The sequence below is a fragment of the Curtobacterium sp. MCSS17_015 genome (assembly GCF_003234265.2).
In the GTDB taxonomy this organism is placed as follows: Bacteria; Actinomycetota; Actinomycetes; order Actinomycetales; family Microbacteriaceae; genus Curtobacterium.
The window spans coordinates 512,831-526,149 of sequence record NZ_CP126256.1; the positions used below are offsets into that span (position 1 = coordinate 512,831).

10 protein-coding genes and 1 pseudogene are annotated in these 13,319 nt (G+C 73.0%); 5 read left to right on the plus strand and 6 right to left on the minus strand.

What is annotated here, in order from left to right; genetic code table 11:
- Window positions 1–87 precede the first annotated feature (87 nt).
- Entirely contained in the window at window positions 88–732 is a 645-nt protein-coding gene (locus DEJ18_RS02445) for a HEAT repeat domain-containing protein (RefSeq protein ID WP_111209416.1), read from the plus strand.
- A gap of 20 nt (window positions 733–752) precedes the next feature.
- Here DEJ18_RS02445 and DEJ18_RS02450 read toward each other — a convergent pair whose 3' ends face one another.
- Window positions 753–1,445, minus strand: a complete 693-nt coding sequence (locus DEJ18_RS02450) for a metal-dependent transcriptional regulator (RefSeq protein ID WP_111082825.1) — start codon at window positions 1,443–1,445, stop codon at window positions 753–755.
- Here DEJ18_RS02450 and DEJ18_RS15965 point away from each other — a divergent pair.
- A pseudogene (locus tag DEJ18_RS15965) lies at window positions 1,444–2,133 on the plus strand (CPBP family intramembrane glutamic endopeptidase); the annotation flags it as partial. The gene DEJ18_RS02450 and the pseudogene DEJ18_RS15965 overlap by 2 nt on opposite strands.
- A 267-nt stretch (window positions 2,134–2,400) precedes the next feature.
- On the opposite strand, the gene DEJ18_RS02455 reads toward DEJ18_RS15965, so the two are convergent.
- Window positions 2,401–3,198 (minus strand): HAD-IIA family hydrolase, encoded by a 798-nt coding sequence (locus DEJ18_RS02455; protein ID WP_111209417.1) that lies wholly within the window; start codon window positions 3,196–3,198, stop codon window positions 2,401–2,403.
- A 99-nt stretch (window positions 3,199–3,297) separates the two neighbouring features.
- On the opposite strand from DEJ18_RS02455, the gene DEJ18_RS02460 reads away from it, so the two are divergent.
- Together DEJ18_RS02460 and DEJ18_RS02465 are read left to right on the plus strand one after the other, a co-directional pair.
- A complete protein-coding gene (locus DEJ18_RS02460) occupies window positions 3,298–3,957 on the plus strand; it encodes a TetR/AcrR family transcriptional regulator (protein ID WP_111082822.1) in 660 nt (219 codons plus the stop codon).
- A 112-nt stretch (window positions 3,958–4,069) separates the two neighbouring features.
- Window positions 4,070–4,744: a TrmH family RNA methyltransferase gene (locus DEJ18_RS02465; RefSeq protein ID WP_375334676.1), complete on the plus strand. Its 675-nt coding sequence runs from the start codon at window positions 4,070–4,072 to the stop codon at window positions 4,742–4,744.
- Between the two features lie 26 nt (window positions 4,745–4,770).
- Here the strand turns inward: DEJ18_RS02465 and DEJ18_RS02470 are convergent, their stop codons facing one another.
- The 4 genes from DEJ18_RS02470 to DEJ18_RS02485 all read right to left on the minus strand — a co-directional run bounded on the left by DEJ18_RS02470 (window position 4,771) and on the right by DEJ18_RS02485 (window position 9,432).
- Window positions 4,771–5,772, minus strand: coding sequence for a LacI family DNA-binding transcriptional regulator (locus DEJ18_RS02470; protein WP_111209703.1), 1,002 nt, complete (start codon window positions 5,770–5,772; stop codon window positions 4,771–4,773).
- A 197-nt stretch (window positions 5,773–5,969) separates the two neighbouring features.
- The gene (locus DEJ18_RS02475) at window positions 5,970–8,051 is read right to left on the minus strand and encodes a YhgE/Pip domain-containing protein (RefSeq protein WP_111209418.1); all 2,082 of its coding nucleotides are present in this window, start codon (window positions 8,049–8,051) and stop codon (window positions 5,970–5,972) included.
- Window positions 8,048–8,788 carry a hypothetical protein gene (locus DEJ18_RS02480; protein WP_111209419.1) on the minus strand — a complete coding sequence of 247 codons (741 nt, stop codon included), beginning with the start codon at window positions 8,786–8,788 and terminating at the stop codon, window positions 8,048–8,050. Before DEJ18_RS02480 ends, DEJ18_RS02475 begins: the two co-directional genes overlap by 4 nt.
- On the minus strand, window positions 8,785–9,432 hold the full coding sequence (locus DEJ18_RS02485) for a TetR/AcrR family transcriptional regulator (protein WP_111209420.1): 648 nt from the start codon (window positions 9,430–9,432) through the stop codon (window positions 8,785–8,787). Before DEJ18_RS02485 ends, DEJ18_RS02480 begins: the two co-directional genes overlap by 4 nt.
- A 148-nt stretch (window positions 9,433–9,580) precedes the next feature.
- On the opposite strand from DEJ18_RS02485, the gene DEJ18_RS02490 reads away from it, so the two are divergent.
- Window positions 9,581–13,261 carry a S8 family serine peptidase gene (locus tag DEJ18_RS02490; protein WP_146241456.1) on the plus strand — a complete coding sequence of 1,227 codons (3,681 nt, stop codon included), beginning with the start codon at window positions 9,581–9,583 and terminating at the stop codon, window positions 13,259–13,261.
- Window positions 13,262–13,319 lie beyond the last annotated feature (58 nt).

The window sequence follows — 13,319 nt, forward strand, 5'->3', positions numbered from 1 at the left end:
CCGGACCGGGCTCGACCCGGGTCCGGACGGACGGGCGGCTCCACGTCAGAGCCGTCACCCAGGTGCGAGGGGTGAGGTGGGAGGGCCATGCCGACGCTCGCCTCGTACCTGACCGATCCCCGTCCCACCGTGCGCCTCCGTGCCGTGATGGCCGCCGGGACCACCCCCTCCGTCGACGAGCTCGACACCCTCGTCGCGCAGTGCGCCGTCGAGCCGGACCTCCAGGTGCGCGAGATGCTCACCTGGGCCCTGGTGCGCTTGCCGGCCGAGGTCGTCGTGCCGCGGCTGCTCCCCGAACTCGAGCGTCCGGAGGCGCAGGCGCGGAGCCAGGCGCTGCACACCCTGTCGAAGATCCGCGACGGCTCGGTGTACCGGCACGTCGCCGACCGGCTGTCCGACGTCGACCCGGGTGTCGCCCGGACCGCCTGGCGTGCCGCGGTGCTGCTCGCGCCCGAGTCCGAACGACCCGAGCTCGCGAAGACGCTCGCCGTGCAGCTCGGCCACGGGGACGCGGAGACCCGGTCGGCGTTGAGCCGGGCGCTCGCCGGACTCGGGGCCGAGGTCGCGGGGCCCGTCCTCGCCGCCGGGGCGGACCACCGGAACGAGGCCGTCCGCGAGCACGCGTCCGAGACCTCCCGGCTGCTCGAGGACCCGGACGCTGGCTCGGCGCTGGCGCTCGCGCGGGCCCGCCGCGAGGTCGCCCTCGGCCGGACCCGGTCCGCGAAGGGCTGACGCCGGTGGCGCGGCCGGCGTCAGTGCGGTGCGTCGGGCGTCAGCCAGATGGCCGTCGCGGCCGCGGCCGGGAGGTCCAGGGGCGCCTCCGCCCCGCCGGCGTCCCGACGCGTGACGGCCACGACGCCGGCGTAGTCCCGCACGCGTTCGACGCGTAGGTGCGTCCCGAGTCCGACCCCGAGCTCGTCGAAGTACCGCAGCAGCGCCGGGTCGTCGTCCGACACCCGACCGACGGTCCCGCAGACGCCGGGGTCGACCGTGCCGAGCAGGGCTCCGGGGGCGTCCGGCACGACGCCGGCCGCGCTCGGGATCGGGTCGCCGTGCGGGTCGTGCGTCGGGTGGCCGAGGTCGGCGTCCACCCGGTCGAGGAACGTCTCCGACACCGCGTGCTCGAGTGCCTCGGCCTCGGTGTGCACCTCGTCCCACGAGTACCCGAGCCGCTCGACCAGGAACGTCTCGATGAGGCGGTGCCGCCGGACCATCGCCACCGCCGCCTGCTGCCCGAGCGGGGTGAGCACGACACCGCGGTACGGGGTGTGCTCGATGAGGCCGTCACGGTCGAGCTTCCGGAGGTTCCCCGACACCGTCGACGCCGACACGTGCAGGGCTGCTGCGATGTCCCGCGTGGCCATGCCGCCGCTGCCGCGTTCACCCGCCTTCCAGACGAGCTTGACGTAGTCCTCCGCCATCGTGCTGAGCGAGGGCAGGCGCATGCGCCAATGGTACGGCCGCTCCTGGTACAACCGGGAGGTGACCCCCGTCCAGCCTCCCGCCGTCCGCCGTCGTCGTCGCGGGTGGTGGCCGGTCCCGCCGTCGCTGCTGATCGGGCTCGCTCCGCTGGTCGTCTTCGCCGTCGTGAGCATCGTGCGGTCCCGGCCGAGCGACGACTACCCGGCGCTCGGCCGGACGGTCGACAGCGTGCTGTACGACCTCGTCGGCCCCGAGGCGGTCGTGGCGGGCATCCTGGCGGTGGTCGTCACGGCGCTCGGCTGGTGGCGGATCGCGACGGTCGACCCGGTACGCGGCGGGCCGCGGTGGACGGTCGTGGCGCCGCTCCTCGTCCTGGCGGTGTGCCTCGGCAGGCTCCCGCTCCTCGACTGGGGCGGGAAGGGCCTGCACTACTTCCTGCTCCTCGCGCTCGGGGTCCTGCTGGTCGGTGTCTTCGAGGAGCTGCTGACCCGCGGCGTGCTCCTCGTCGGCCTCCGACGCCGTCTGCCCGAGATCTGGGTGTGGGCGGTGTCCTGCGTGCTGTTCGGTCTGCTGCACTTCGTGAACGTCCTGTCGGGCGCCCCGGTGGCCACGACCGTCCTGCAGGTGGTGTTCGCCACCTCGTTCGGGTCGGTGCTCTACCTGGCCCGGCGCCTGACCGGCACCCTGCTCGCGCCGGTGCTGCTGCACGCCTTCTGGGACTTCGGCGCGATCGGTGTCAGCGCCTCCGCACCGGGGTCGGTGGACCTGCTGCTCGTCGGACTGCTCGGTCTCGCGACGATCGCGGTGCTGCTGCTCGGCGTCGTCGCCGGCGGGCTCGTCGCGTGGCGGGACGACCGGGGCCGGCGGCTGCGCCGCCGGTGGCGGGCGGTACCGCCCCTGCGGGCGGTCGCGGTGCGCGGTCCGGAGGGGGCCTCCCGGCCGGAGCGGAGGCCCCGGGCAGCTGATCGGCCGCCCGGACTAGATCTCCACCTCGTACGGCTCCGTGTGCAGGAGCTCGTGCACGCCGGCGATGACCTCGCTCGGGCGGAACGGGTACTTGTCGATCTCGGCCTGGTCGCTGATCCCCGTCATGACGAGCACGGTGTGCAGGCCAGCCTCGATGCCGGCCTGCACGTCGGTGTCCATCCGGTCGCCGATCATGCCGGTGTTCTCGGAGTGCGCGCCGATGCGGTTCATCGCCGAGCGGAACATCATCGGGTTCGGTTTGCCGACGACGTACGGCTGCTTGCCGGTCGCCTTCTCGATCATCGCCGCGATCGCGCCGGTCGCGGGCAGGACGCCCTCGGCGCTCGGGCCGGTGGCGTCGGGGTTCGTGACGATGAAGCGGGCGCCGTCGCGGATGAGGCGGACGGCCTTGGTGATCGCCTCGAACGAGTAGTTCCGGGTCTCGCCGACGACGACGTAGTCCGGTGCGGTCTCGGTCATGATGAACCCCGCTTCGTGCAGGGCGGTCGTCATGCCGGCCTCGCCGATCACGAACGCGGAGCCGTCCGGCATCTGCGACGCGCAGAAGTCGGCGGTGGCGAGGGCCGAGGTCCAGATCCGCTCCTCGGGGACGTGCAGCCCTGACTGGCGGAGTCGGGCGCTGAGGTCGCGCGGCGTGAAGATCGAGTTGTTCGTGAGGACGAGGAACTCGGTGCCCTGGTCCTGCCACTGGCGGATCAACTCCGGGGCGCCGGGGAGCGCCTGGTTCTCGTGGACGAGCACGCCGTCCATGTCGGTCAGCCAGCACTCGACCTCGTCGCGGGATGCCATGGGGTCAGCGTAGTGGGCCGAGCGGAGCCGAATCCCGACGTGCCCTAGGCTTTCACCGGTGCGTTCCCGTACGCGTACCGGAACGTCAGGAGGAAGCCCGTGCTCGTCGACCAGGACTCCCGTGCCACCCCGGACGGTCCCTCGGCAGCGCCCCGGCGTCGCCGCGGCCGGCCGAACGTGCTCTCGCGCGACCAGGTCGTCGACGCCGCCACCGTGATCGCGAACCAGGAGGGGCTCGACCGGCTGTCCTTCCGCGCACTCGGAGCGGCACTCGGCGTCGCCCCGATGACGGTCCACCGCACCATCGGCGGGCTCGACGACCTGCACGCCGAACTCGTCCGACGCACCGTCGACGAGTTCACCGCCACCTTCGTCTGGCCGGAGGACTGGCGCGCCGTGGTCCGGGTCTTCGCCACCACCTTCCGCGACCTGCTCATCCGGCACCCGCTCGTCCTCGAGTCGCACAGCAGCCGGGCGCCGCTCGCCTCGTCGGAGTCCGACGCCGTCGTCGCGACCGTCGTCGGGGCCCTCCGCTCCGCCGGGTTGTCCGACACGGAGGCGATGTACGCGTTCTTCGTCGTCTACGACTTCGTCGTCGGGCACACCGCCGTGCAGGTCGGGCGCGGCGACTCCGAGGCGGGGCGTCCGGAGCGGCACCGCCTGGTCGGGGAGGTCCTGGGCGAGCACTCGTACGAGGCACGGTTCGCCCTCGGGATCGATGTGCTCCTCGCGGGCATCGAGGCGCGTGTCGCCGGCTGAGCGGTGCGTCGCCGGTGGCGCGGCGGGCCCGGTGCTGCTGGCGTGATCGCACCGGAGGCGCGCGGTGCCGGTCGGGACGAGAGGTGCGGTGCACGCGCCGTACGCTGGTGACGTGACCCAGGGCCTCCCGTCCGGCGACCTGCCGGAGCCGTCTCCGGCGTTCCCGCCCACCCACGAGGCGACGACGCACGGCGTCGGACCGCACCCGCGGCCGTGGCCGGACGGGCCGCAGTACGACCCGGAACTGCTTGAACACGGGGACACCCGCAACGTCGTCGACCGCTTCCGCTACTGGTCGATGGCGGCGATCGTCGCCGACCTCGACACCCGCCGGCACACCTTCGACGTGGCGATCGAGAACTGGCAGCACGACCTCAACATCGGGTCGATCGTCCGGAGCGCCAACGCGTTCCTGGCCGGGACCGTGCACATCATCGGGCGCCGCCGCTGGAACCGCCGCGGGGCGATGGTGACCGACCGGTACCAGCACGTCCGGCACCACGAGGACGTCGCCGCGTTCCTCCGGGTGATGCGGGACGAGGGACGGCCCGTCATCGCGATCGACAACACCCCGGGGGCCGACCGCATCGAGACCGCCGACGTGCCCGAGCGCTGTGTGTTCCTGTTCGGGCAGGAGGGGCCGGGGCTCACGGACGAGGCGGTCGCGGGCGCCGACGGGCACCTCGAGATCACCCAGTTCGGGTCGACGCGGAGCATCAATGCCTCGGCCGCGGCGGCGATCGTCATGCACAGCTGGGTCGTCCGGCACGCGGAGCTGCCGGGCTGACGCCAGCCCGCCAGCCGCGTGTCGCGCTACCGTTGCGCGGTCGTCCTGCGGGCGACGAGTCGGGGCTCGACCAGGACCTCGGTGGGGGTCAGCCCCGGGTCCGCGATCCGTTCGAGCAGCCGCACCCCGGCACCGCGGCCGATGTCGATGCTCCGGTCGTCGATGCTCGTCAGGCCCACGTAGCGCGAGGCCGCGATCGGGGTGTCGTCGTACCCGATCACCGAGATGTCCTCGGGCACGCGGAGGCCCCGGTCGGCGATCGCGGACATCGCGCCGAGCGCGGTCACGTCGTTCGCGGCGAACACCGCGGTCACCTCGGGGTGTTCGTCGAGGAGGCGGTGCGTCCCGGTGAACCCGGTCTCCTCGGTGACGTCGGCGGCGAGCACCACCGCCACCCCGGTCACGTCGGTCGGCGACGCTGCGTCGATGGCGGCGCGCCAGCCCTCGAGCCGGGCGTCGCTCGCCGCCGATCGTCCCCCCACGAAACCGAGCCGCGTGTGGCCGAGCCCGATGAGGTGCTCCGCAGCCATGCGCCCGCCGGCGAGGTCGTCGTTCGCGACCGTGTCCGCTCGAGCGAGTGCTGCCCGACCGCCGGCGACGACGACGGGTGTGCTCGCCGGGATCGCGAGGTCGGTGTCCGGCTCCCCGGCGATGACGAGCCCCTCGACGCGCATGGACAGGAACCCCTCGACGGGGGAGACATCGAGCCCGGTGTTGAGGAAGCGGTCGGCGACGACGAGGCGGTGCCCCTGGTCCTGCAGTGCTTCGCGGAGGCCGGTGAGCAGGTCGACGAACCACTGGTTCCGGAAGTCGTCGAGCACGACGCCGATCGTGCGGGACCGGGTGCCGGCGAGTGACACCGCAGCGGTCGACGGCCGGTAGTCCAGCTCCTGGATCGCCGCGAGGACAGCCGCTCGACGCTGCTCGCTCACCCGCGGGGACCGCTGCAGCACGAGGGACACGAGCGACTTCGACACCCCCGCACGAGCGGCGACGTCGTAGATCGTCGCGGGCTTGGTGTTCCCCATCGTCATCCTCGACCTCCGGCTGCGCACCCGCCGGGTGCGTCCACACGATCGTAGCGCTGTCGCGCTCCACGCCACCGAGGACGTGGGGCGTCGGACAGGCGACCGGGCGTCGGACAGGCGACCGGGCGTCGGACGGGAGGCCCGGGGCGGCGCCGACCCGCGCCTCCCGGCCGCCGCCCGGCCCGTGCGCCGCCCCGCTACCCGATCAGGCTCGGCCGCAGGTCCCGCAACGTCCGCGTCCGCGTCTGCCGCGCGGTGACGAGGTACGACACCAGCAGCGCGCCGAGCAGCCAGCAGAGCAGGACCCCGGCGTCACTCCACGCCGTGGCGAGCGACCCGCCGTACATCGTCTGCCGGATCGCGTCGACCGAGTACGTCATCGGCAGCGCGAAGTGCAGCGCGGCGAGCGGCCCCGGCAGCGTCTGCCACGGGAACGTGCCGCCCGCGGTGACGAGTTGGATGAGCATGAGGACCAGCCCGAGGAACTGTCCCACCGAGCCGAGCAGCACGTTGAGCGTCATGATGATCGCCGCGAAGGTCGCCGATGCCAGGACCATGACGCCGACCGTCCCACCGGCGTGCACCACGTCGAGGTCGAGGGCGTACCGGACGATCAGGAAGAGCGCGGCCATCTGCACGACGCCGAGGAGCGCCGGGGTCAGCCAGCCGCCGAGGACGACGCGCACGGGGCGTCGGACGGCGGTGATGGCCCGCTTCGAGATCGGCTTGAGGATGAGGAACAGCGCGTACATGCCGATCCACGCGGCGAGCGAGATGAAGAACGGGGCGAGGCCGGCGCCGTAGTTCGAGGCCGCCGCGATGTTGTCGTCGCCGACCTCCACCGGGTCGGAGATCACGGACGCCTGCGCGTTCCGCGACGACGAGGTCGACGCGGGGATCTTCGTCCGCCCCTCGTCGAGCTGGGACGCGAGCTCGGACGAGCCGGACTCCAGCGAGTGCAGTCCGGTCGCGAGCGACTTCGCACCGTCGTCGGCCGAGGCCGCTCCGGTCGCGAGCTGCGACGCACCCGAGGACAGCTGCGGCGCGGCGGCGGCCAGCTCGTGCGTCCCGGCGGCCACCTTCGTCGCGCCGCTCGACAGCGTCGATGCGCCGTCTGCGGCCGTGGCGATGCCCGACGACAGCTGTGGGGCGGCGTCAGCCAGCGCCGCGGCGCCGTCGGACACCTGGCGGGCTCCGGCGCTGAGGGTGTCGACCTGACCCGTGGTGGCCCCGAGTTGCTGCTTCGCGTCGGCACCTGCGCTGTTCGCGCGATCGACGGCGGAGGTGACGGTGGCGGTCAACGCCTGCTGCTGCTCGGGGGTCAGGGTGACGCCCTCGGGCAGGTTCGCGGTGATGTCCTCGAGCACGGTGCCCGCGTCGAGGGGCTGGATCGCCTGCACCGCCGTGTTCGCCTCGTCGACGCGGGCCGCGAGTTCCGCGTTGCCTGCCGCGACCTGCGCGGCGCCGTCGGCGAGCTGGCGCGTCTGGTCCGGCAGGGCCGCGGTCTGCTGCTGCGCGTCACGGAGGCCTGTGGCCAGTGACGCCGCACCCGTCGCGACCCGCTGCGCGCCCGCGTCCAGCTGCGCGGTCTGCGACGGCAGCGCGGCGGTGCTCGACGCCAGGGTCCCGGCGCCGGTGGACAGCTGCGCCGTGCCGTCCTCGAGTGCGTCGGCTCCGTTCGCCGCCGTCGTCGCGCCGGAAGCGAGCTCGCCGGCACCGTCGACGGCGTCCCCGAGGCTGTCCCGCACGTCGGCGAGCCCGACGAGCAGCGTGGTGGCGGCCTCCTTGCCGACGCGTTCGGCGACGGCGGTCCGCATGGTCTTGCCGGCCTGCTCTGCGATGGTCGAGGCGAGGTACGAGTTCGTGTCCGCCGTGGTCATGACGAGTTCGGCGCGCTCGGGGTGGTCGGACTGCGCGGAGGCCAGCGACTCGGAGAAGTCGTGCGGGATCGTCACGACGAAGTCGTAGGTGCCGTTGCGCACGCCGGACCGGGCGTCCGCCGCGGTGGTCTCGGTCCAGTCGAAGTCGTGGCCGTCGACGGCCTCCTCCGCGACGTCCTTCCCGTAGTCGACGTGTTCACCGTCGAGGGTCGCACCGGCGTCCTGGTCCACGATGGCCGCCGGGATCTGGTCGAGCTTGGCGTACGGGTCGCGGTTCGCCCAGAGGTACGCGCCGCCGTACAGCAGCGGCACGCACATGAGGGCGATGAACGCCAGCCGCGCGAGCGGGGTGGCGGTGAGGCGCGCGAGTTCGGCGCGGACGAGGGCGGGGATGGTCACGAGCGGGTCTCCAGGGGAGCGGTTGCGTCGGTGGTGTCGGAGGTCTCGGTCGGGAGGCCCGGAGGGGCGTCCTCGGTCCGGGTCGCGTCCTCGGGACCCTCGGGGGTGGTGTCCGCCACGTCGTCGTGGTCGGTGATCGTGTCGAGCAGGGCGGTCGCCGTCTCGGCCGCGGCCTTCGACGTGACGAGCACGACGGTCACTCCGCGGCGCGCGATGTCGCGCACGACGGCGAACCAGTCGGCGACCGCGCCGCCGTGCCGTTCTGGTGCGGTGATGACGAGTCCGGTCACGTCCGGCCGCAGGAGCGCGAGCTCGGCGAGGAGGCGCACGCGGGCATCGGTCGGCACCCGCTGCACGTGGGTGTCCGCCCAGCGCGTCACGTCGAGTTCGTCGAGCACGGTCGCGGCGTCCGACCGCGAGGGCCGACGGTCCGCGAAGGCGAGTTCCTCGTGCACGATCTGCTTGAGGGTCATCACCGGGAAGGGCTCGGCGACGCCGGGGGTGTCGACGAGGGCGAACGTGCGTCGGACGGCCGCGGGGTCGTCGTGCCCGTCGAGGAGCACCTGTCCGGTGTCCGGCTTCATCCGACCGCCGGCGACGAGGGACGCGAGCACGGGTGCCTGTTCGGTCTCGACCGCGACGATGCCCGGGTGCCCGGGGGCGGCGACGGCACTGACGACCGGGAGCGCGGCCCCGGGGCCGGTGCCGATGCCGACGGCGGCGAGTTCGAGCGTCATGCGTGGTCCTCCGGGACGGGAGTGGGAGCGGGGAGTGCGAGGAGGGCGGTGCGCCAGTCGACGCCGGCCATGCCGAGGGCCGAGACCACGACCATGCGGCGGCCGGCGTCGTCGGAGGTGCCGGAGCGCGTGGCTTCGTCGAGGACGGCCAGGCAGGCGCCCTCGACCAGGCGGCCGAGCGTCGCGGCGTCGACGTCGTCGCGCAGGGTGCCGTCCGCGATGCCGAGTGCGCAGGCATCACGGACCTGGGCGCGCAGCGGCGCGAAGACGGCGGCGACCGTCTCGACGAGGGGACCGCGGACGGCGATGACGGCCATCGAGCGGACGTGCGAGACCTCGGTCCAGAGCGACACCGCGATCCTGGCGAGCCGGGAGGCCGGGGGCAGCTCCACGAGTTCGGCCCGGGTGGGCATCGCGTCCAGGATGCGCTCGGCTCCACCCGCGACGACCTCGCGGACGAGGTCGTCGCGCGAGGGGAAGTGTCCGTAGACCGCACGCCGTGAGAGCCCGGCGGCACCCGCGATCGATTCGAGCGAGGCGTCCGGGTCGGCCTGCAGCACGGTCCGCGCGGCCTGCACGAGCGCGGCGCGGTTCTCCGTGGCGTCCCGTCGTGGCGCACGGGTCTGCCGTTCTGCGGTGGTCATGACGACAGCCTATTAACGTGCACACCGGTGTGCAACTTCGAACGGACACAGGTTCTGTCCCCTGAACTGCCGACTCCCTGTCCTGGGAAGGACCACATAGCTTCATCAGAACTTCACCCGAACGTCGGACTCACCAGGAGTGTGCTGCGTGCCACGAGCGACACCGCCCAACAACCCCTCCCGTCGGCATCGCGCACCGCGCCTGCTGACCTCGATCGTCGCGGTGGCGGCCCTGGCCTGCGGCGGACTCGCCGTCGGCGGCGCCGCGTCCGCCGCACCCGCCGGCAGCGCCGCCGCCGGTCTCAAGCTGACCGAGCCGCTCCGCACCGCCTCGCCGGGCACGACCGTCAGCGCCTTCGTCCGGACGACGGGCGCCGGCGCACTCGAGGTCGACGCGCAGGCGAAGGGCGGGGACCTCTCCCGCTCGAAGGCCCCGTCGTCGGCAGCGAAGAGCCGCCTCGCCACGATCCGCTCGACCAACGCGAAGGTCCTCAGCGCGGTCAAGGGCGCGGACCGCGAGGCGGCCGAGCTCTACTCGACCGCGTACACGGTGCCCGGTGTCGCGGTCGTCGCCGACGCTGCCGCGTTCGCCGAGCTCGCGAAGCGCTCTGACGTGCTGAGCATCGCCCCGCTGCTGCCGAAGAAGGTCGTCGAGCCGGAGCGGAACCCCTCCGCCGACGCCGCGCCCTCGGGCGTCGACCCCGACCTGGCCCAGCCCGGTGCCGACGGGGTGGCGCCGAAGAACGCCGCGAGCGACCTGTACACCAAGGCCCACGACGCGTGGACCCAGACCGGGCACACCGGCGAGGGCGTGAACGTCGCCGTGATCGACACCGGCCTCGACTACACGCAGGCGGACTTCGGCGGCCCGGGCACCCGAGCCGCCTACCAGGAGGCCCTGGCCAGCACCGGCACCCCGGCCTCGAGCTGGTACGACCCGTCGAAGTACCTCGGCGGCCACGACTTCGCCGGCCCCACGTACAACGCGGACCCGCGCGACCCCGACACCTACGACCCGGTGCCCGCCCCGGACGCCAACCCCATCGACGGCAAGGGCGGCGACCACGGCACGCACGTCGCCGGCACTGCAGCCGGTTACGGCCTGAACGCCGACAAGACGACCTTCCGCGGTGACCACACGACGCTCACCCCGCAGCAGGTCCAGGACATGTGGGTCGGCCCGGGCAGCGCGCCCCAGGCCGGTCTCTACGCCCTCAAGGTGTTCGGCGACCAGGGCGGGTCCACCGACCTGACCGGTGCCGCCCTCGACTGGGTCGGGCAGTCCCTCACCGAGGGGCGGAGCATCGACGTCATCAACCTGTCGCTCGGCTCCGACTACGGCGCCGCCGACGACCCGGACAACGCGAAGATCGACGCGCTCACCGCCCGCGGTGTCCTGCCGGTGATCGCCGCCGGCAACGCCGAGGACTTCACCGACGTCGGTGGATCGCCGGGCAACGCCGCCGGGGCCCTCACGGTCGCCGCCGCGGCGACCGGACAGAGCCTGTTCGACGGTGTCGAGGCGACCGCCCCGGCGGACGTCGCGAAGACCTGGCGCGGCCAGTACTCGCAGCAGTTCCAGGGCGCGCTCCCGGTCGAGGGCGACGTCGTCGTCCCGACCACGAACATCGACGGCTGTGCGGCGTTCAGTGCCGACCAGGCCGCCGCGATCACGGGCAAGATCGTCTGGCTGAAGTGGACCGACGGTGCCCTCGAGTGCGGCTCGGGCGTCCGGTTCCGGAACGTCGAGGCCGCCGGCGGCATCGGCGTGCTCCTCGCCGGCACGGTGAACACCTTCGACTCGGGCATCGCCGGCAACACGACCATCCCGGGTGCCGAGCTGACCCGGGACAGCGTGGCGGGCCTCCAGGCCGCCGCCCGGGCGGGGACCCTGCACGTGCGCTTCGCCGACGAGCTCCGGGGCTTCGAGGTGGCGACCGACGCGGACACGGTCAACACCCTGGCGTCCTTCACCAGCCGCGGTGACCACGGTTCCTACGGCGACGTCGTCAAGCCGGACATCGCCGGCCCCGGCGTGAACGTCGTCTCGGCCGCGAACGGCACCGGGAACGACCGTCTCTCGATGAGCGGCACGTCGATGGCCACCCCGCACGTCGCGGGCGTCGCCGCCCTGGCGTTCGAGGCCCACCCGGGGTGGAGCGCACCGGAGATCAAGGCCGCGCTCATGAACACGGCCACGCACGACGTGCGCCAGAGCGCGACCGACGGCCAGTCGGCGACCCTGCTCCGTCAGGGCACCGGCCGGGTCGACGCCCTCCAGGTGGTGCAGGACGGCACCACCGTCCGCAGCCAGGAGAACGGCCAGCTCGTCACCGCCTCCTTCGGCGTCGTCGAGGTCAGCGCAGCGACCACCGAGAAGCGGACCCTCCTGGTGCGCAACACCACGGCCGAGGCGCACACCTACCGCGTCGCGTACGAGTCGCGCATCGCCCAGCCGGGCGTCGTGTTCACGCTCAGCGCCGACACGGTCACCGTCCCGGCCGGCGGGACCGCCACGGTCACGCTGACCATGACGATCGCCGACCCGACGCTCCTGCGGAAGGTCATCGACCCGACGCAGGCCGCGGTCGAGAGCGGCACGCAGCGCGAGTTCGTGCCGGCGGCCACCGGCCTGGTCACGTTCACCCCGGCCGCCGACGGTGTCACGCCGCTCCGACTCGGTGTGTACGCCGCCCCGGAGCCGGTCAGTGCCCTGCACGCGGACGACGTCGTGTTCGAGGGCAAGGCCCGCACCAGCACCATCACCTCCGAGGGTCGCGGTCTCTCCCAGGGCACCGGCGCGACCGGCTACCAGGCACTCGTCGCACCGTTCCAGCTCGGCGGCACCGACCCGAAGGAGTCGTTCCCGGACGGCACCGCGAAGCAGACCCTCGGCGGTGCGGACATCCGCGCCTTCGGGGCCAACTCGACGGCGCTCGGCCTGGCGGACCGGTCGAAGGGCCTCGTCTCGTTCGGTGTCCAGACCGACGGTGCCGACGCGAACCCCGGTGCCTCGAACAACGTCGAGGTGCTCATCGACACGAACCGTGACGGCGAGCCGGACTACCTGACGTACGACCGGAAGTCGGCGACCGTCGACGCGACCGTCGTGGAGACGATCGACCTGCACCAGGAGGACCCGGAGAAGCAGGTCGTCGACACGCGGCCCCTCGGCGGCGTCGCCGCCGGTGTGGACGTCAACACGTTCGACTCCGCGGTCAAGGTGCTCCCGGTGTCGCTCGCGGCCCTCGGGTACACGGCGAAGTCGACCTCCGCGGTGTTCGACTACGCGGTCGTGACCGAGTCGGCCTACTCGCCCACGCTGCCGACCGCTGCCTCCTCGGTCGTGGACGACACCAAGACGGTGACGTACAACGCCTTCCAGCCGGCGGTGTCCTTCACGGCGAACGGGGCGTCGAGCCTGACCTACCCGGACACGTCGATCAAGGTCGTCCGGGCATCGGCGAGCTCGACCTCGGCGAAGGTCCTGCTCCTGCACCTGCACAACGCGCCGGGCGACCAGGCGGACGTGCTCAGCACGACCTCGGTGACCCCGAAGCTCGCGCTGGTGTCCGGCCGCGTCGCGGTGACGGGTTCGCTCAAGGTCGGGACGAACCTGCGTTCGCACACCGGCACGTGGAACACGGACGGCATCACGTTCACGTACAAGTGGCTCCGTGACGGCAAGGACGTCGGCATCTCGAGGTCGACGTACAAGGTCGGGTCGAAGGACGTCGGGCACAAGATCTCGTTCGTCCTGACCGCGAAGAAGTCGGGGTACGAGAGCACCTCGATCACCTCGCCGCAGACCGGCACGATCACCAGGTAGCAGCAGTCGAGAGCGGGCGGTCCGGGGACGGGCCGCCCGCTCCGTCGTGTGCTGACCG

Coding starts and splice junctions, on each gene's coding strand:
- DEJ18_RS02445 (WP_111209416.1), top strand. CDS start 88: ATGCCGACGCTCGCCTCGTACCTGACCGATCCCCGTCCCACCGTGCGC.
- DEJ18_RS02450 (WP_111082825.1), bottom strand. CDS start 1,445: ATGCGCCTGCCCTCGCTCAGCACGATGGCGGAGGACTACGTCAAGCTC.
- DEJ18_RS02455 (WP_111209417.1), bottom strand. CDS start 3,198: ATGGCATCCCGCGACGAGGTCGAGTGCTGGCTGACCGACATGGACGGC.
- DEJ18_RS02470 (WP_111209703.1), bottom strand. CDS start 5,772: ATGGGGAACACCAAGCCCGCGACGATCTACGACGTCGCCGCTCGTGCG.
- DEJ18_RS02480 (WP_111209419.1), bottom strand. CDS start 8,788: ATGACGCTCGAACTCGCCGCCGTCGGCATCGGCACCGGCCCCGGGGCC.
- DEJ18_RS02485 (WP_111209420.1), bottom strand. CDS start 9,432: ATGACCACCGCAGAACGGCAGACCCGTGCGCCACGACGGGACGCCACG.